The organism is Lysinibacillus sp. SGAir0095, assembly GCF_005491425.1.
GTDB lineage: Bacteria > Bacillota > Bacilli > Bacillales_A > Planococcaceae > Ureibacillus.
The window spans coordinates 1,265,023-1,282,874 of record NZ_CP028083.1 but is presented as its reverse complement, the minus strand read 5'-3'; the positions used below and the strand labels follow the sequence as shown (position 1 = coordinate 1,282,874).

Sequence of the window (17,852 nt, the reverse complement as noted above, 5' to 3'; positions counted from 1 at the left end):
TCCTTTTTAGGGCAAATATTTCATAATTGCTTCGGCAATATTGTCAACATCGACAACCTCATTGACAAGCTGTGTTTCTACGGCTGCTTTAGGCATCCCATAAACAATACACGTTTTTTCTGACTCTGCAATCGCCATTACATTTCCATTTTGTTTTAATTCGATCAGACCTTTTGAACCATCAGATCCCATTCCAGTCATAATTACTGCTACCTTATCAAAATCACTAATTTTACTTACACTTTCAAACATGACATCCACACTCGGACGATGCCCTGATCTTGGAGGCTCATTTTGATCTAGAACGATTTCGAAGGATGTCCCCCGTTTCTCGAGCTTTAGATGGCTGCCACCTGGAGCTACATAGGCGACTCCGTTCTGCAATAAATCACCTTGTTCAGCTTCTTTTACCGTTACTTCACTCAATTGATTCAATCGATCCGCAAGGGATTTTGTAAACCCAGCTGGCATATGTTGAACAATTAAGATCGGTGCCTTTATAGAATTAGGTAATTTCGTTATTACCTCCTGCAAAGCTCTAGGACCACCTGTTGATGTTCCAATTATTACAATCTTTTTGGTTGTTTGATTCCAACGATTCTTATTTATCTCGCCTGCTGGTGTTCCTTGTACGAATACGTTTTTACTTTGCATTCTATCCTCTATAAAAGCTTTTGTTTTAGGCACACGAACAGGTTCTACTTTTCTTTTATTTAATTTTGTTATTTGGACATGTGCAGCATGCTCCACTTTATGTACTAATTCTTCCTTGATTTTGTGTAGATCCAGTGAAATCGTTCCACTAGGCTTCGCTACAAAATCAACTGCACCATTTTCCATCGCTATAAGTGCATTTTCTGCACCTTGAAGCGTCGTACTAGAAAGCATAATTACAGGGACTGGAGAGGTCTTCATAATTTCCTTTAATGCATCCAATCCATTTAGCTCTGGCATCTCAACGTCCATTGTTACAACATCAGGTTTTAAGCTTTGAATTTTTTTTAGCGCATCTTTACCGTTGCGGGCAGTTCCAACAACTTCTACTTTTGGATTGTCTAAAAAAAAGTCACTAATTAGCTTTCTCATAAAAGCAGAGTCATCCACAACTAAAAGTTTGCTTTTATTTGAGAATTCCAATTAATCACTCCCTTTCGAAAAAATGCTTCGTAATTTAGATAAGAACCTATTTTTCTGATTATATCCATGAACTTCAACCTGATTACGCTCCACAAATTGTTGGACCATTATTTTTAACGTTTTCGAAATATGACTCTCCGGGTATGCAATAGAAAAGGGTACTTGCTCTCGTACTGCTTTTCGTACTACTGGATCTTCCGGTAAGGAACCTAGGAGAATCACTTCTTTTTTAAGAAATTGCTTCATCGTGCTATCCAAGCGATTTAATGTTTCTTGCCCTTCTTCTCTGGAATAAGCTCGATTACATAATAAGTAGATTGTCTTTTCCGGGTCTCTTACATGGATATATTTCATCATTGAATAGGCATCTGTTATGGCAGTAGGTTCCTCCGTTGTTATGACAATAATTTCGTCAATAGAGTTTATTAAATTTAAGGACCAATTGGTTGCACCAGCTCCCATATCAAAAAGTATATAGTCATAGGATTTTTGTAATTGTTCAAATGCAGAAAATAATGCATCGACCATCTCTTTTGACCATTCCATTACAGAGGACATACCTGATCCACCAGAAATATATTTTAAGTTATGCGGACCCTCGTACATTACTTCAGCTAATGTTGCTTCACCAAATAGATAATGCTTTAGATTGTATTGAGCCGTTTTACCTATCAGTATATTAACATTTCCCATACCGATATCCATATCCAAAACGACAACTTTCTTCCCTAATCTCGACAGATTAATGGCAAAATTAGTAGAAAAGTTGCTTTTTCCAACGCCACCTTTTCCACTAACTATTGCAATCGATCGGCCTTGCGCACCTTGACTCTCCAGCATCTTCTGTCTTAAGTTTTCTGCTTGGTCTCTCATTCATATTCTCCTTGAAAGAACAGTTCAAGTACTTCATCTAAATCGGCTACTTCTATATCTTCTGGTACTTCTTGTCCATTCGTATAGTAAGCAAGTCCTTTATTATATTTAATCATTAAATTATACATAGTGCCAATAGAATTTGTTTCATCTATTTTGGTGAAGATATATTTACCTATAGGGATTTCACTAAATTGTTGAATTATTGATTCCATATCCTGTTCTTTAGCTGTTAAAGCCAACACCAAATAGGACTCTACCTCTTCATCAAAGTTAATCAACCGCTTTAGGTCATCTACATATTTAGCTTCTTTATAATTACGGCCAGCTGTATCGATGAACACTAAATCGAGATGTTCAAAATTCTCAATTGCCTTCTTATAATCATTTGCATTATAGACAATTTCCACTGGCGCCTGTAAAAGGTTCGCATAGGTTTTTAACTGTTCTATGGCAGCAATTCGATACGTATCCGTTGTAATAAAACCAATTTTTTTCTTTTTCTCTAAAACAGCTCTTGCGGCCATTTTTGCAATAGTCGTTGTTTTTCCAACACCTGTTGGTCCAAAAACATTAATGAATTTTTTCTCATAGGAGAGACCGCCCATTGGAAGATCTGAGAGAAATTTCCGAAGTACTTCTTTCGTAATTTGTTTCATTTCTTCTTTTGTTAAAGGAATATTTTTTTGTTTTTGATGCACAAAAAGCTCATCACTTATTGCCGTGATGAGCTCTTCACTAAGTTCTTGACGTTTCAAGAAGTCAATATAAGGAAAGAAATTCTCTGGCAATTCGGATTGAATTGTATGCTTTTGCATCGATTTCATCATCAACTTCAATTCTGCTATTTCACTTTTCAACTCATTTGATAATGTATCGTCAATATGTAATTTCAGCTGTTCTGCTGGTTCTTTATATTGAGTTGTATTTGTTTGTAAATCCGGAAGAGGCGGAGACATTGTTTTTGTCTCCACTTGGTCGATTCCAGCAAGTACTTCAAAATTCTTTTGTTTAATTAAACCGAACAGCTTTTTAGTAACAATCACCTTAGAATTAATAATTACAGCATCATCACCTAATTCTGCTCGAACTAATTTCATGGCCTCTGCTATAGAAGGTGCTGTATATTTTTTCATTTTCATTCTACATTCACCACTCCAACACTCTGAATTTCAACATTTGCATCTAATTCGTTATAGGACAAAATAGGAATTTGTGAGAAATAACGCTCTGTTAGTTGTCTTAAATACATTCGTATTCCTGGTGAACATAGAATGATTGGAGATTGTTCCATAAAGGATACTTTCTCTACTTCCTTTGCAATTGCCTCTAATACATTTTGAGAATCTTGTGGATCCATTGCTAAATAATTGCCATGATCCGTTTGCTGAATACTATCAGCAATAAGCTTCTCTATTTTTCCAGGAATCGTGATTACCTTTAAGCTTGTTCCACCTGATACATACTGAGAAGTAATTTGTCTTGCCAGGCCCTGACGAACATATTCAGTCAGAACATCTGTATCACTTGTTAGCTTCGCATAATCTGCCAACGTTTCAAAGATAATAGGTAAATTACGTATTGAAACATTTTCTTTTAATAGTTTTGCCAAAACTTTTTGAATTTCACCAATTGATAATGGTGTTGGCGTTAATTCTTCCACTAAAATTGGATAGTTTTCTCGTAAATGGTCGATTAATTGTTTCGTTTCCTGACGCCCCAGTAAATCATGAGCATTGGCACGGATAATTTCAGTTAAGTGAGTTGAAACTACACTTGGTGGATCAACTACAGTGTAACCAAGCATCTCTGCATCTTCTTTTACCCTTTCTGTAATCCATTTAGCCGGCAAGCCAAAGGAAGGTTCAATTGTATCAATACCATCGATTGAATCGTCATCTCCTGGGCTCATCGATAAATAATGATCAAGAAGCAGTTCCCCTCTTGCCATTTCATTACCCTTTACTTTGATACGATACTCATTGGGCTGTAATTGAATATTGTCTCGAATTCTGACTACCGGTATCACAATCCCTAGTTCCAGTGCCAGTTGTCTTCGAATCATCACAACACGGTCTAATAAATCTCCACCTTGACTTGCATCAACTAAAGGAATTAACCCATATCCAAACTCAAATTCAATCGGATCTACATTCAGTAGATTGACAACATTTTCTGGACTTTTCATTGTATCAGCAGCCACTTCTTCTTCAATTTCAAGTAACTCCTCAGGGTCTTCTGCTTGTTTTTGCTTGCTATTAATCATGTAAGCACCACCAATTAACACGGCAGCAATCGGCATTGTAATCCATTCAGGAAGTGGTGTGAAAAGACCTAATAAGAAAATTGCACCACCTGCAATATACAGCAATTTAGTTTGTGCAAATAATTGGTTTGCAATATCTTCTCCCAAGTTGCCTTCTGAAGCAGCTCGAGTAACAACAATCCCTGTGGCAGTTGAGATTAATAGTGCTGGGATTTGGGCAACTAATCCATCCCCGACCGTTAATGTTGAGAAATGCGTTGCAGCATCTGCCAATTCATAGCCAAGTTGAACCATTCCGATAATAATCCCAAAGAGCAAGTTAATGAAGACCATGATAATTGAGGCAATTGCATCACCTTTTACGAATTTTGTTGCCCCGTCCATTGCTCCATAAAAATCAGATTCTTTGGATACCTTATCACGACGTTCCCTTGCTTCTTTTTCTGAAATCATGCCCGCATTTAAATCTGCATCAATACTCATTTGCTTCCCGGGCATTGCATCTAATGTAAAACGTGCTGCTACTTCAGCTACACGTTCTGAACCTTTTGTAATTACGATGAAGTTAATAATAACTAATAACATGAAAATTACTAAACCGACTAGAATATTCCCACCAGTTACGAATTGGCCAAATGTTTCAACAACATCCCCAGCATCCCCTTGTGCAAGAATCGCTCGAGTAGTAGATATACTTAAACCCAATCGGAACAATGTTAATAACAAGATAACTGAAGGGAAAATGGCGAAATCTAATGCTTCTTTCATATTCATCGCCACTAATAAAACCAATAATGACAATGTGATATTAATAATGATTAAAAAGCTTAATAACCATGTCGGTAGAGGGATAATGAGCATCGCTACAATCATAATTACTGCAGCTAAAACCCCTAAGTCACGAATCTTCATGTTTGTCCCTCCTACTATGGTCTAAATTTTACGCTTTATACGATATACATAAGCTAGTATTTCTGCTATCGCTTTAAAAAATTCTTCAGGTACCTGTTGATCAATTTCGACTTGGTCATACATCGCCCTGGCTAGCGGACGATTTTCCACCATCACTACGTCATTTTCCTTAGCGATCAATTTAATCTTCTGCGCCACATAGTCTGTTCCTTTTGCAACAACCTTTGGCGCTTCCATATTTTGATCGTCATATTTTAAAGCAATGGCATAGTGAGTTGGATTGGTAATGACCACATCTGCATTGGGAATTTCCTGCATCATTCTTCGCATAGCCATTTCCCTTTGACGCTGCTTAATTTTCGATTTGATTTTCGGGTCACCTTCCGCATTTTTGTATTCATCTTTAATGTCTTGCTTTGACATTTTCAATTGTTTTTCATACTCATATTTTTCATATATGTAATCAATCAGTGCAATGACGACAAGGGTTAATGATGCGGCAATTCCCATTATCCCTGTGAGTTTTGCTACTGTAGTTAATGTATCCCAAGGACTTTGGAATGATAACGATAAGACTTCCTCTAAATTCATCCAAATAATAACAACTGTTACAGTTCCAATAAATGATATTTTCAATAGAGATTTAATCAAGTTTACAATTGCTCGTACGGAGATAATTTTCTTAAATCCCTTGATGGGATCCATCTTTTTTAAATCTAATTTCATGGGTTCCAAAGTAAAAAGCAAACCAAATTGCATAAAGTTTGCTAAAATACCAGCAACAACCGCTATCGCCATAAATGGCAAAATGATAAGAGCCATTTCTTTTAAGGAATCTGTATACATTTGCATGACTGTCTCAGTGCTTACGGTTTCGATTAATATATTTTTTTCAAATGCTTGATGTAAGAAACCGAATATTCCTTCAAGCATCATTGGACCAGCAAAGTACAAAAACATAAATAACAACAACAAAACAATTGCGGCTGTTACATCCTGACTTTTTAAGACTTGTCCTTTTTTTCTGGCATCCTGCCTCTTTTTCGGTGTAGCTTTTTCTGTTTTATCCCCAGCAAAAAATTGTAAATCTAAAGTGAGTAATAACTTCAAGCTCTATACACCGCCTAACAATCGCATGAAATCTCGCATTGAAAGTATCATCATTTCGATTACTTTTTCCATCACTTCAATCATTACACCCATTGAAACAATTAACACCAGGAAACCGACTGCAATCTTTATTGGAAAACCAACTACAAAAATATTGAGTTGGGGTACTGTTTTTGCTGTAATTCCAAGTGCCATCGTTACTAAAAATAAAGTTGCAACAACAGGGGCTGACATCTGAAATGCTATAGTAAATACAGAACCAACAGTTCTAATAACAAACTCAATAATATTATTATTTGTAAAATCAGGGTAAATCTGGTTGATTGGCAAGAACTGATAGCTATAATAGATGCCATCTAATATTAAATGATGGCCATCTATTGAGATCAACACAAAAAGGATTAAAAAATTAAAAAATTGACCCATTAATGGGGTCTGTATGCCCGTTTGTGGGTCGATAACATTCGCCATTGCAAAGCCCATTTCAAAATCAATATATCCACCTGCTATTTGAACCGCAGTCATGATCATGTAGGCAACCAGGCCAATCATCACGCCAATGATTGCTTCTTTTAAGACAAGTAGGATGTAATTCCCGTCTATTGGAATAGCCTCAACATTCATTGTGTAATAAATCATCCATGAAAAAATAACAGCTAGAGCAATTCTTACCTGAGGAAGAATTCTTCTGTATGAAAAAAAAGGGACTGATACAAAAAAAGCAGAAACTCTGACAATAATCAATAATAAAACGGAAATTTCAGGAATGATTTCTGTCATTTTTTCACCCTATATACCGTGTTAAATTATTTAATATGTCAGTTACATACGAAGTCATTTGAGAGATCATCCATGGCCCAAAAAAGATAATTGCTACTAAGACCGCAATTATTTTTGGTACGAAAGCCAATGTTTGCTCCTGTATCGATGTAGTTGCTTGAAAAATACTTACAAGTAAACCAACTATAAGTGCAATTAGTAGCAGCGGTCCCGATACAATGAGGACAATCCATATCGCTCTCTCTGCAATTGCAATGACCATTTCCTGCGTCATTCATATCATCCCCTAAAAACTTTGAAGTAAAGATTTTATCACCAGGTACCATCCATCTACTAAAATGAATAATAAGATTTTAAAAGGTAATGAAATCATAACCGGTGGTAGCATCATCATCCCCATAGACATCAGAACACTAGCTACGACCATATCAATCACTAAAAACGGAATAAAAATCATAAACCCAATTTGAAATGCTGTTTTAATTTCACTTAGGGCAAAAGCCGGTACAAGCATTGTAAGTGGTATTTCTTCCACTGATGCAGGTTTTTCGGCTTGGTTGTATTCTAAGAAAAGCATTAGATCTTTTTGCCTTGTATGCTGTGCCATAAATTCTTTAAAAGGCAGTGCGGCTCGGTCATACGCCTCTTCTAAGCCAATTTCTTCATTGAACAAAGGCTGTAGTGCTTGTTCGTTCACTTCTTGGAACGTTGGAGCCATAATGAAGAATGTCAAAAATAATGCTAATCCAATTAGCACTTGGTTTGGCGGTGATGTATTTGTAGCCAATGCTGTTCTTGTAAAGGAAAGCACAATCATAATACGAGCAAAAGATGTCATTAAGATTAAGATACTTGGTGCTAAAGATAAAACAGTTAATAATAGAAGTAATTTTACAGAAGTTGAAACATTGGTTGGATCATTTTCAGAAAAGAATGAAATAAAATCTTCCATTACTTATCCCGCTCCTTTTCCTTCCATTTGTCCAATTCACTTTTACGATTTTTTGTAAGTTCTGTTAGTCGTTTATTGAACATTTCACCAAAGTTTTGAGTTGACTGCTTTTCTTCTGTTTTATCTTCTTCTGAATTATTTCGTTTTAGCTTATTAAGTAATTCTAAAATATAAGGACTTGTGCTATCTGCAAATGACTGTTTCTCATTATAGATTGCTAATAACTGTTCTACTTCCTCAGGATTATCAATTTCTTTAATGAGTTGCACATCTTCTCCAACACCGACAATATATAATTTATCGCCAATATGAAGCAATTGTACGGATTTTTGCGCTCCTACAGAGATTCCGCCAATATTCCGAACGACACTGTTTTGTTGATAGCTCGAACTTTTTTTATTGAGAAATTTAAGAACAAATATTAAAAGAGCAAGTACTAGTACAAGGGAAAATAGCATTTTCAAATAATCCCACAAGCCTAAGCCCACGTCTGCCGAAGTAGAATTCTCCCCTTCGACAGTTGGATCTGTATCTTCACAGCCTTCCGCATCAGGATTTTGCCAGCATTCAGTAACTGATTGACTACCCTGTGCTGCATGTGCAAAATTCATCGGTGACAGAAAAGTGATTGCTATTATTATTGCAAAACAAGCCCTTGCTATTGCAAAAACTTTTGAGTTCATTTTATCAACCTAATGCTTTTTGAATGGCTTCAATTACACGGTCTGCTTGGAATGGTTTTACAATAAAGTCTTTCGCTCCAGCTTGGATTGCATCAATTACCATTGCTTGTTGTCCCATTGCAGAACACATAATTACTGTTGCATTTGGATGAGTAGATTTAATTGCTTTAAGCGCAGCTATTCCATCCATTTCAGGCATTGTAATATCCATAGTTACTAAATCTGGGTTTAACTCGTTATATTTTTCAACAGCTTGAAGTCCATCAGCAGCTTCTCCAACTACTTCATAACCATTTTTAGTTAAAATATCCTTAATCATCATGCGCATGAATGCTGCATCGTCTACTATTAAAATCTTTTTAGACATATAAAATCCCTCCAAATAATCCTATTTCAAATTGTTTAATCGTTCTGCTTGACTCATAATGTCCGTAATACGCACACCGAAGTTTTCATCGATTACGACTACTTCCCCTTTTGCAATTAAACGGCTATTCACTAAAATATCAACTGGTTCACCGGCTAACTTGTCGAGTTCGATAATGGAACCAGATGCAAGTTGTAATATTTCTTTTACCGAATGCTTCGTACGCCCTAGTTCCACCGTTACTTGTAAAGGAATATCAAGGAGCATATTTAAATTACGTGCTTCATCCTGAGTAATTGGTGCATTCTCAAATGATGCAAATTGCGCTTGCTGAACATTTACAGGCTGCTGCGGTTGTTGATATGTAGGCATCGCATAGCTTGTTGGTGGTTCCTGGTAAGTAGTAGCTGCTTGCTGTTGGTACACAGGTGGCTGCTGATAAACAGGCTGTTGTTGTACCGGCTGCTGTATTGGCTGTTGCTGTACTGGTTGTTGATGTACTGGTTGAGACGGTGTAACAGGTTGTTGATTATCAGCAGGCTTCTGTACTGCAGCAGGTCCGGAAGTCTCTTCTTCTCCAAGCAATGACTTAACAAGTTTTTTCCCAAATTGAAGCGGGAATAATTGCATAAGATTTGAATCAATTAATGATCCAATTTTAAGGCGAAACGAAACTTTTACTAATAAGTCATCTTCAGGAATTTGTTCAGTTCCTTCATTTTGTGAGATATTCATTAAATCAATTGTTGGTGGTGAAATATCAACTTTTTTATTGAATACTGTTGACATCGAAGTTGCAGCTGAACCCATCATCTGGTTCATAGCTTCCTGAACGGCACTAAGTTGGATTTCACTTAAATCAATGCTTGGATTTAAGCCATCTCCACCTAGCATTAAATCAGCAATAATTGCAGCATCCTCTTGTTTAATAACTAATAAGTTTGCTCCTGATAAGCCAGTAGTATATTCCACTTGTACAGCTACATACGGATGTGGAAATTCTTCTTCTAAAAAGTTTCTATTTAGAATCGAAACTACTGGTGTCGTAATATCTACTTTTTGTCCTAAAAGTGTTGAAAGGGCAGTTGCTGAACTACCGAATGAGATATTTCCTACCTCACCTAAAGCATCTTGTTCCATAGGATCTAAATAATCTTCAACACGAAGTGGTTCGTTATTTGTAGAAGATTCAGATGTTAAATCGTTCATCTTATCTTCTAACGATTCACCCCTTAATAACGCTTCAATTTCTTCTTGGGAGAGCATACCATCACTCATCTTCGTCTCCTCCTTCTAATGGTGCGATAATTTGGATTGCCATTTTTTTATTTCGTTTTCCTGGTTGTGCAGTGAATTTTGGTATAGACCCTACTTTTAAAACAAGCGGCTCCTCAATTTGCTGGTCTAATTGAATGACATCACCAATATTCATATAAAGAAAATCTTCAATTGAAATATTCGTTGTACCCAGCTCTGCAATTAAAGGCAATTCTGCTTGTTTCACACGTTTTTCTAGCATTAGTGCTTGTTCAGGTGAGGCTTCTTTTGTATTTGACTGCATCCAATATTGAACAGATAAATTTTGAATAATTGGCTCTAACACCACATGCGGAATACAGATATTAATCATTCCTGTTGTTTCGCCAATGATTGTATTTAACGAAATCACGATTACCGTTTCATTTGGTGAAATCATTTGCAAGAATTGCGGATTCACTTCAAGTTCTACTAAGATTGGGTCAATTTCAGCGATTGTATCCCAAGCCTCCCGTAAATTATCGAAGGAACGCTCAAATAGATTCGTCATTATTTTCTGCTCAATTTCGGTTAAATTAGCCACATTACTATAGCTCGAACCACTTCCACCCATTAAACGATCTAGCATGGAGTACGCGATATTTGGATTGATCTCCATTAAGATATTACCATCTAGTGGCGGTACTTCAAATACATTTATTAATGTCATGTTAGGAATTGACCGAACAAATTCTTCAAAAGGGATTTGATCGACCGAAGCTACTGTAATTTGGACATACGTTCTCAATTGAGCCGAGAAAGATGTTGTTAATAGCCTTGCAAAATTTTCGTGTATACGGGTCAAACTTCGGATTTGATCTTTTGAAAAACGAAGAGCTCTTTTAAAGTCATATATTTTAACTTTTTTCGTCTCTTCTTCTTTTTTCATTTCATCCGCTGACATTTCACCGGTTGATATTGCAGAAAGTAGCGCATCAATTTCGGATTGGGATAATACATCTCCTGCCATTTGCCCACCTCCATTTCAAGATGTTTCACATATGTTTTATTGAATGATGTAGGAGGTAATATAAACTTGTTTTATTTCTCCCTCTTGCATCAATTCATTTAGTTGTGATTTTAACGTAGATTCAAAAGTAGTTTTACCATCCTTACCTTTTAAATCTTCCTCTGTCATTTCAGAGAGCTGTGTAAGAACAAGATTTTTTGTTTGGAAATCACGTTTTGTTAACTCTGCTGCAGCTTCTTTACTATCTGTTTGTATTTTTAGTGAAAGCATAATAATGCTATTATCAGCTAAATTCGTTGTAATCTCAGTTACGTCAACAGAAGATTCTACAATCTCATCTATTGTAGGTTCTTGTGGTGTTGTTTGCTTATTAAATTGTGTTAATAGAACAAAAATTACAACCCCAATTAATGTAATAGTCACTAGAATGATGAGCATTACTGTTAATAATTTGTTTTTTTTCATTCGTCATCACCTCGTAGATGCGGGTTGGATAATACCTGAATCTTTTTATAAAATTGTACGCTCTTTTCGCGTACTTCTTCTTCACTTTCAACTACTAAAAATTTTCTGCCAGTTGTTAATGTAATTGTTGTGTCCGGAAATGACTCAACTGATTCTATGTATAGTGCATTTAATGAAAAAGATTTTCCATTTAATCGTGTTAATTCGATCATTGAAATGGGGCCGGGTTTCATTTGGAAAGCCGGCCCGACCCTCCTTTACAATGAAATTAGTATTTAACTAATAGATTATCGTTTTAAGTTAACAAGCTCTTGCAAGATTTCATCAGAAGTTGTAATGATACGAGAGTTTGCTTGGAAACCACGTTGTGTAACAATCATATCTGTAAACTCTTCAGAAAGGTCGACGTTAGACATTTCTAGGAAACCAGATTGAACGGAACCAATACCTGATTCAGTGGCTGAACCAAATAGTGGATTACCTGAGTTTGATGATGCTTGGTAATAGTTTGATCCAACCTTTTCCAAACCACCTGTATTAGGAAATTTAGCTAACACAAGTTTACCCGCTGGTTGTAATGTTCCAGCTGCGTCTACATAACTTACAGTCCCATCTTGACCAATACTCATAGATTGAGCATCAGTTGGGACCTGTATTCTCTCTGTAGCTACCTGAACATTTGGAGCAGTACCAGTTCTAGATTTTTCCCCTGCTAAATATCTACCTTCTGAATCAACTAAGTAGCCTTCAGCATCCATATAAAAGTTACCAGCTCTTGTATATTTCACGTTTCCTACTTCGGATTGTGCACTTGCCGGAGCTGCACCAGTGTTATCACCCACCATAAAGAATCCATCACCTGATATCGCTAAATCCAATGTACGTGATGTTGTTTGAAGAGCTCCAGTTCCATGGATTGTATCAATTGCTGCAATCTGTGAACCTAATCCCACTTGTTTTGGGTTAACTCCTCCTCGAGTAGCAGTTGAATCAGAAGCACCAGCTGTAGTTTGGGAAATTAAATCCTTAAATACCACACGCCCTTTTTTGAATCCGTATGTATTAACATTTGCAATATTGTTCCCGATTACATCAAGCTTAGTTTGGAAGTTTTTTAAACCAGAAATACCTGAATACATTGAACGTAACATTGTTTCGTTCTCCTCTCGTTTATCCGTTTATTTTTGAAAATTCTGTTGTGTTGTGTAGTGTTGCGTCTGTCATTCAGCAACACCTAGGCATCCGTTTGAAGCTAATTTCGTAATGCTTCGTACTGGTCCTGCCTTTAAAGGACGATAGTTCCGTCGATATTTGTAAATAACTGATTCTTTGTTTCTGAGCGTTCCATCGCTGTTATAACCGTTTCATTTTTAGCACTTACGATTAATGCTGCTTGATCCATCAAGACTAGTGGTTGATTCACACCCTTAGAGCGTGCTTCAAATACTTTTTCCGACACCTGTTGCCATTCTTGTTCTGAAATTGAAATTTTTCGCTCTACTATTCTATCATTTGCATGTTTACTAATTTTTAGCTTTTGGCTATTCTTTGTAACTTCTTGTAAATGATCTAGAAAAGATTGATTGGCCGGCACAAGGTTTGTCGGTTTCTTTTGCGTCTGCACAGTAGGTTGTAAGGGCAAGTGCTGAATAGAAATACGATTCATCATTGTCACCAACCTATTCACTTATTAGTTCAAATTGATCCTTTTGTAATCGTGTACCATTGTTTAAAATATACTCAATTAAACTACCATTCGTAGAGACAGATTCGATTTTCGCAGTCAGCTCTTCTCCGTTTAATTGGTATCGAACCATTTGTCCAATCAATTGACTTGCTGTAACTAATGGATTCTCTGTAGGTGAAGTAGCATTTGTATTCTTTAGAATGGATGAAATATTTCCTGCTGTAATTTCTTTTCCATCTGTTAAAACGAATATTGGTACACCGTCATCAAATTTCAATTCATTAATTACACCTGTACCTTCATTGACAATATAATTCCCTTTTTCATCTAATTCTGAGGTTACTTCTTTCCATTTCACTTCTTGTCCGATGAATGATGTATAAGCCATTAGTTGAGTTTCATTTTGCGAGATAAGCAAGTTTTGCATCGCTGTTGTCATATTTTGCATCTGTTCCAAAGAAGAGAATTGAGCCATTTGGGAGATAAATTCTTTATCGTCCATTGGCTGAGTCGGATCCTGGTTTTGTAATTGAGTAATTAAGATGTTAAGAAATGCATCTTTCCCAAGAGTAGAGTTATCACCATTTTTACTAATTTTTGGTGCCTTTGTCGATGCCAAATAGTAATCATTTGAAATCCCTGTCGTTGCCATTCTCTAAACCTCCTCGTTTATAAGATAATCACTAAAGGACATTTTTTCAGAATCATCTTCGTGGTCATCCTGTTCAGGTTCTTCTTGCTCAGAATTTTGCTTAAACTGCTGACCAAACTGATTTTGATCTTTGTTTCGGTCCGTCTCCTGAAGACTTTGTGCAATGTCAATACGATCCATTTGAATATTCGCGTTTGCAAACGCATTTTTCAACTGGTGTAATTGACTATCCAGAAGTTCTTTTCCGATTGCAGTTGTTGTAAGCAATCGAGCAGATAAAACGCCATCCTGCTGCATAATTTCAATACGAATCGATCCTAAATTTTCTGGATAGAGTTTTAATAGAAGTTTCGTTGTTCCAGGCGTGTTAGAAATTTGACTTCTATTTAGTAAGTTTTGAATCTCTTTTGTCAGAGCTTCAGATTGTGCTCCTTTTTCTGTTGGAAGCATGATCGTTATTGTTTTTGTTGCGCTTGCAGTACCAGTTGCTGGTGCCACTATCGTTTGTGTTGTTTTTGTTGTTTCGGTTGTTTCAGTTTTTTCTGTAGACTCAGTTGTTTTCACTATTTTTTGAACAACTTGTTCAAAGCCCTGTAAAGCAGCTTTGCTAGATGGAATTTCAGTTTTTTGTGTAATCTGCGAACTAGCTTCCTTCGCTACACTTTTAAGCATAGTATTTAACTGTTCTAGAGTAGCAGCTTGATCACTAAATAAATCTGTATTTTTCCCTGATACCTGTGTTAACTTCAAAAACTGAAGTAGTTGTTCAGCTTGTTTTGGTGTTACTTTATGTCCACCTTGCAGAGCAGATATCAATTGCTGCAGAACCTCTGAATCTTTTCCTAAAACGTCATTAACTAGTTGCCATAAATCCTTTGAGCGATCTACTTCGACCCCAGTCAGCTGTTGAATTGTATCTAGCAGTTGCGCCTGATCAATACCTAAAATTGATAGTAAATTGTCCATATTCAGCAGCTCATCCATTGCTACGACTTGGCCATTTGCACCATCAGAAATCATAAGAAGACCTTCATCTTGTGGTATTCCCAATAAATCCAATACTTCTTCAATAGATTGAGCTGTTAGTATATCCTCTAGCTTTTCTAGATCTAAAGGTTCAGCCTGTCCTTCATTTGTTTTGGAAGTTTCGTTTTTTGTAGCAGCAATGGCTTTATTAAATACATTTCCAAAGCTATTTGACTTTGCTGTTGATGGATTTGAAGCCACCGATGTTTGACTTTTAGCAATCGTTTTTGTGCTGACAGCATTATTTGATAATTGCATGATACCGATATTCACAATTTCACCTCCTTTTACTAATTGAAAATTTATTCTGATAAAAGTTCAGTGTAACGAGCAGCGTCTGCAGGACTCATTTTAGCTAATATGGCCGATAAGATGTCAGGTTGCATGCTAGCTAAAATTTTTACTGCCTCTTCATCGCTCATTTCAACTAAAATGGGGGCAGCTGATTTAGCTGACATTTGCTCAAATGAATTTAGGATATCTTCAAATTCTTTTTTGGCTTCAGTTTGATCTCGTTGCAGTTTATCAATCTCATATTGGAGTTGCTCCTGCACTATAAGACTTTCTTGATTTTCTGCTTTCGCATTCTCTAATTCACCTTGCAGCTTTTCAATTTCAGCTTCTTTTTCTTTCACTTCTGCTTCTAAGCCCACGATTTTCTCATTATATTGTTCCGATAGATTGCCTTCTGTCGCTTCTTCTGTAGTGCTCTTAAGATTCGTAAGTTCCGCTGCCTTCTCAAAAACATTAAAGTTTGTAAAGGTAGCTATTACTAGAAGAATTGCTACTATGAACAACAACGGGATGATGAACCAAAAGATAAGTTTTTGAAACAGACCTGGTGAATTTTCTTCTTGAGTATCTCTATTTATTTGTTTCTGTTTCCCTTTTGCCATGAAATCACCTAAATTCTCTCTTAGAATACATAAGAGTTGAAAGTTCATCTAAGCGAAGCATTTCTGCTCTATCTTGCTCATTCTTGAATGTTGCAAAATCTTTTTCACGCACTTTTTCAAACTTCCGTATTTCTAAGTTTTTTTCTAAAAGCTTCTGTTCATGCCAATTCATTTTTGCACGGGCCTGAACCACTTTTTGTTGAACTTCTGCAATTGTACGTTCCAAACTATCAATAAAGGTTGCAAAGTGGTGGATTTGGTAAATAGACGATCCAACTGCTAATCGATCATTTTGATAAGTAATCAGATCTTCTTTTTTCTTTAATAAATCGTATAGTTTAGTTGCTACTTCTTCAAAGGATCGAACTGCCTCTTTATAAGCTGCTTCAGTTTGTTGTTTTTCCTGCTCTCGAATCGTCAATATCTTTTCAAAACGATATGTATATTGAACCATTACCTACCCCCACCATTTGATAATGCAATAATTTCTTCTACTGTTTTTTCAAGTGATACTTTATCTTTATAGCCTTGTTTTAAAAAACTTGTTATAAGCGGTTCATAGTGAATAGCTTCATCAATTTCTTTTGAGGTACCTCGTTTATAGGCACCGATATTTATTAGATCCTCTGACTTTGCATACGTATAATAAAGCTCTCGAAGTCTTTCAGCAGCTTTAACATGTTCAGGTAGAGAAATATGATTCATTAGACGGCTGACACTTTTTAGTACGTTGATCGCCGGATATTGCCCCTTGTTTGCCAATGTACGGTCCAATACAATATGTCCGTCGAGTATTCCACGAACAGTATCAGCTATAGGCTCGTTCATATCATCTCCATCAACTAAAACGGTGTAAAAAGCAGTGATTGAACCATGCTGATTTGTACCTGTTCGTTCTAGCAATTTAGGTAATATAGCAAATACAGAAGGAGTATATCCTTTTTGAGCTGGTGGTTCACCTGTTGCAAGACCGATTTCACGCTGTGCCATCGCTACTCGAGTTACTGAATCCATCATCAACATGACATTCATTCCACGATCTCTAAAATACTCTGCAATGGCAGTTGCCGTGAAGGCCCCTTTTATACGCATTAAAGCTGGCTGATCTCCGGTCGCTGCTACTACAATCGACCGTTTCAATCCTTCTTCACCCAAATCTCTTTCGATGAATTCCAGTACTTCACGGCCACGCTCCCCAATTAAAGCAATTACATTTATGTCCGCTTTTGTATTACGAGCAATCATCCCGAGCAATGTACTTTTACCGACACCAGATCCCGCGAAAATACCAACACGCTGTCCATTGCCAACCGTCAGCATTCCATCAATGGCCTTAACCCCTACTTCTAATTGGTCTTTTATAGGAGGCCTTTTCAATGGATTGGGTGGTTCCTGCTCTGTTTGAACAGTCATTAATCCTTTAGGTAAGGCTGATCCATCAAAGGGGTTCCCCATTGAATCTAGCACTTTTCCGATTAGTTCAGGACCTACCTTCACTTCGAGCGGCTTACCTGTACCTTCAACAAGACAACCAATCGAGATCTCCCGAATTGAAGTATAAGGCATTAGAACGACAAATTCATTATTAAATCCTACCACTTCTGCTAAAATTATTTGATGGCCATTTTTCGGTGAATGCACATGTATTTTACATACATCACCTATCGAACTTTCAGGACCCTGTGACTCAATCATTAAACCGACAACTCGGTTAACTTTACCGAATTTCTTGAACGTTTCAATAGTTGGAATTGTATTTATTAATTGAGCCGCTTTCATC

General features: G+C 36.7%; 21 protein-coding genes. All 21 read right to left on the bottom strand.

Annotated features, from left to right (window positions below):
- Positions 1-6 precede the first annotated feature (6 nt).
- Positions 7-1,137: a protein-glutamate methylesterase/protein-glutamine glutaminase gene (locus C1N55_RS06300; protein ID WP_137728034.1), complete on the bottom strand. Its 1,131-nt coding sequence runs from the start codon at positions 1,135-1,137 to the stop codon at positions 7-9.
- The gene (locus C1N55_RS06295; RefSeq protein ID WP_137728033.1) at positions 1,138-2,010 is read right to left on the bottom strand and encodes a MinD/ParA family protein; all 873 of its coding nucleotides are present in this window, start codon (positions 2,008-2,010) and stop codon (positions 1,138-1,140) included. It lies immediately after the preceding gene.
- Complete coding sequence (flhF, locus tag C1N55_RS06290; protein WP_137728032.1) at positions 2,007-3,152, bottom strand: flagellar biosynthesis GTPase FlhF; 1,146 nt, start codon at positions 3,150-3,152, stop codon at positions 2,007-2,009. The genes C1N55_RS06295 and flhF overlap by 4 nt, the downstream gene beginning before the upstream one ends.
- The gene (gene flhA / locus C1N55_RS06285) at positions 3,149-5,188 is read right to left on the bottom strand and encodes a flagellar biosynthesis protein FlhA (RefSeq protein ID WP_137728031.1); all 2,040 of its coding nucleotides are present in this window, start codon (positions 5,186-5,188) and stop codon (positions 3,149-3,151) included. The genes flhF and flhA overlap by 4 nt, the downstream gene beginning before the upstream one ends.
- Before the next feature lie 21 nt (positions 5,189-5,209).
- The gene (gene flhB / locus C1N55_RS06280) at positions 5,210-6,298 is read right to left on the bottom strand and encodes a flagellar biosynthesis protein FlhB (protein WP_137728030.1); all 1,089 of its coding nucleotides are present in this window, start codon (positions 6,296-6,298) and stop codon (positions 5,210-5,212) included.
- Positions 6,299-6,301: 3 nt separating this feature from the next.
- On the bottom strand, positions 6,302-7,078 hold the full coding sequence (fliR, locus tag C1N55_RS06275; protein ID WP_137728029.1) for a flagellar biosynthetic protein FliR: 777 nt from the start codon (positions 7,076-7,078) through the stop codon (positions 6,302-6,304).
- A gap of 4 nt (positions 7,079-7,082) precedes the next feature.
- Positions 7,083-7,352, bottom strand: coding sequence for a flagellar biosynthesis protein FliQ (gene fliQ, locus C1N55_RS06270; RefSeq protein ID WP_137728028.1), 270 nt, complete (start codon positions 7,350-7,352; stop codon positions 7,083-7,085).
- Between the two features lie 12 nt (positions 7,353-7,364).
- On the bottom strand, positions 7,365-8,030 hold the full coding sequence (gene fliP, locus C1N55_RS06265) for a flagellar type III secretion system pore protein FliP (RefSeq protein WP_137728027.1): 666 nt from the start codon (positions 8,028-8,030) through the stop codon (positions 7,365-7,367).
- Entirely contained in the window at positions 8,030-8,713 is a 684-nt protein-coding gene (locus C1N55_RS06260) for a flagellar biosynthetic protein FliO (RefSeq protein WP_137728026.1), read from the bottom strand. The genes fliP and C1N55_RS06260 overlap by 1 nt, the downstream gene beginning before the upstream one ends.
- Positions 8,714-8,717: 4 nt before the next feature.
- Positions 8,718-9,080, bottom strand: a complete 363-nt coding sequence (locus C1N55_RS06255; RefSeq protein WP_137728025.1) for a response regulator — start codon at positions 9,078-9,080, stop codon at positions 8,718-8,720.
- A 21-nt stretch (positions 9,081-9,101) separates the two neighbouring features.
- Positions 9,102-10,358, bottom strand: coding sequence for a flagellar motor switch phosphatase FliY (fliY, locus tag C1N55_RS06250; protein WP_137728024.1), 1,257 nt, complete (start codon positions 10,356-10,358; stop codon positions 9,102-9,104).
- On the bottom strand, positions 10,351-11,346 hold the full coding sequence (gene fliM, locus C1N55_RS06245; protein WP_137728023.1) for a flagellar motor switch protein FliM: 996 nt from the start codon (positions 11,344-11,346) through the stop codon (positions 10,351-10,353). The genes fliY and fliM overlap by 8 nt, the downstream gene beginning before the upstream one ends.
- A 36-nt stretch (positions 11,347-11,382) precedes the next feature.
- Positions 11,383-11,811, bottom strand: coding sequence for a flagellar basal body-associated protein FliL (fliL, locus tag C1N55_RS06240; protein ID WP_137728022.1), 429 nt, complete (start codon positions 11,809-11,811; stop codon positions 11,383-11,385).
- The gene (locus tag C1N55_RS06235; protein WP_137728021.1) at positions 11,808-12,023 is read right to left on the bottom strand and encodes a flagellar FlbD family protein; all 216 of its coding nucleotides are present in this window, start codon (positions 12,021-12,023) and stop codon (positions 11,808-11,810) included. The genes fliL and C1N55_RS06235 overlap by 4 nt, the downstream gene beginning before the upstream one ends.
- A gap of 75 nt (positions 12,024-12,098) precedes the next feature.
- The gene (gene flgG, locus C1N55_RS06230; RefSeq protein WP_137728020.1) at positions 12,099-12,962 is read right to left on the bottom strand and encodes a flagellar basal body rod protein FlgG; all 864 of its coding nucleotides are present in this window, start codon (positions 12,960-12,962) and stop codon (positions 12,099-12,101) included.
- Positions 12,963-13,096: 134 nt separating this feature from the next.
- The gene (locus C1N55_RS06225; protein ID WP_137730553.1) at positions 13,097-13,477 is read right to left on the bottom strand and encodes a TIGR02530 family flagellar biosynthesis protein; all 381 of its coding nucleotides are present in this window, start codon (positions 13,475-13,477) and stop codon (positions 13,097-13,099) included.
- Between the two features lie 13 nt (positions 13,478-13,490).
- Positions 13,491-14,150: a flagellar hook assembly protein FlgD gene (gene flgD / locus C1N55_RS06220; RefSeq protein WP_137728019.1), complete on the bottom strand. Its 660-nt coding sequence runs from the start codon at positions 14,148-14,150 to the stop codon at positions 13,491-13,493.
- Between the two features lie 3 nt (positions 14,151-14,153).
- Entirely contained in the window at positions 14,154-15,449 is a 1,296-nt protein-coding gene (locus C1N55_RS06215) for a flagellar hook-length control protein FliK (protein WP_137728018.1), read from the bottom strand.
- A gap of 29 nt (positions 15,450-15,478) precedes the next feature.
- Positions 15,479-16,072, bottom strand: a complete 594-nt coding sequence (locus C1N55_RS06210) for a MotE family protein (RefSeq protein ID WP_240758392.1) — start codon at positions 16,070-16,072, stop codon at positions 15,479-15,481.
- A gap of 4 nt (positions 16,073-16,076) precedes the next feature.
- Positions 16,077-16,526 carry a flagellar export protein FliJ gene (gene fliJ, locus C1N55_RS06205; protein WP_137728016.1) on the bottom strand — a complete coding sequence of 150 codons (450 nt, stop codon included), beginning with the start codon at positions 16,524-16,526 and terminating at the stop codon, positions 16,077-16,079.
- Positions 16,526-17,851 carry a flagellar protein export ATPase FliI gene (fliI, locus tag C1N55_RS06200; RefSeq protein WP_137728015.1) on the bottom strand — a complete coding sequence of 442 codons (1,326 nt, stop codon included), beginning with the start codon at positions 17,849-17,851 and terminating at the stop codon, positions 16,526-16,528. The genes fliJ and fliI overlap by 1 nt, the downstream gene beginning before the upstream one ends.
- Between the last annotated feature and the right edge of the window lies 1 nt (position 17,852).

Excerpts from the sequence above, each read along its gene's own strand:
- C1N55_RS06295 (WP_137728033.1), bottom strand. The coding sequence starts at position 2,010 with ATGAGAGACCAAGCAGAAAACTTAAGACAGAAGATGCTGGAGAGTCAA.
- flhF (WP_137728032.1), bottom strand. The coding sequence starts at position 3,152 with ATGAAAATGAAAAAATATACAGCACCTTCTATAGCAGAGGCCATGAAA.
- flhA (WP_137728031.1), bottom strand. The coding sequence starts at position 5,188 with ATGAAGATTCGTGACTTAGGGGTTTTAGCTGCAGTAATTATGATTGTA.
- fliR (WP_137728029.1), bottom strand. The coding sequence starts at position 7,078 with ATGACAGAAATCATTCCTGAAATTTCCGTTTTATTATTGATTATTGTC.
- fliQ (WP_137728028.1), bottom strand. The coding sequence starts at position 7,352 with ATGACGCAGGAAATGGTCATTGCAATTGCAGAGAGAGCGATATGGATT.
- fliP (WP_137728027.1), bottom strand. The coding sequence starts at position 8,030 with ATGGAAGATTTTATTTCATTCTTTTCTGAAAATGATCCAACCAATGTT.
- C1N55_RS06260 (WP_137728026.1), bottom strand. The coding sequence starts at position 8,713 with ATGAACTCAAAAGTTTTTGCAATAGCAAGGGCTTGTTTTGCAATAATA.
- C1N55_RS06255 (WP_137728025.1), bottom strand. The coding sequence starts at position 9,080 with ATGTCTAAAAAGATTTTAATAGTAGACGATGCAGCATTCATGCGCATG.
- fliY (WP_137728024.1), bottom strand. The coding sequence starts at position 10,358 with ATGAGTGATGGTATGCTCTCCCAAGAAGAAATTGAAGCGTTATTAAGG.
- fliM (WP_137728023.1), bottom strand. The coding sequence starts at position 11,346 with ATGGCAGGAGATGTATTATCCCAATCCGAAATTGATGCGCTACTTTCT.
- fliL (WP_137728022.1), bottom strand. The coding sequence starts at position 11,811 with ATGAAAAAAAACAAATTATTAACAGTAATGCTCATCATTCTAGTGACT.
- C1N55_RS06235 (WP_137728021.1), bottom strand. The coding sequence starts at position 12,023 with ATGATCGAATTAACACGATTAAATGGAAAATCTTTTTCATTAAATGCA.
- flgG (WP_137728020.1), bottom strand. The coding sequence starts at position 12,962 with ATGTTACGTTCAATGTATTCAGGTATTTCTGGTTTAAAAAACTTCCAA.
- C1N55_RS06225 (WP_137730553.1), bottom strand. The coding sequence starts at position 13,477 with ATGAATCGTATTTCTATTCAGCACTTGCCCTTACAACCTACTGTGCAG.
- flgD (WP_137728019.1), bottom strand. The coding sequence starts at position 14,150 with ATGGCAACGACAGGGATTTCAAATGATTACTATTTGGCATCGACAAAG.
- C1N55_RS06210 (WP_240758392.1), bottom strand. The coding sequence starts at position 16,072 with ATGGCAAAAGGGAAACAGAAACAAATAAATAGAGATACTCAAGAAGAA.
- fliJ (WP_137728016.1), bottom strand. The coding sequence starts at position 16,526 with ATGGTTCAATATACATATCGTTTTGAAAAGATATTGACGATTCGAGAG.
- fliI (WP_137728015.1), bottom strand. The coding sequence starts at position 17,851 with ATGAAAGCGGCTCAATTAATAAATACAATTCCAACTATTGAAACGTTC.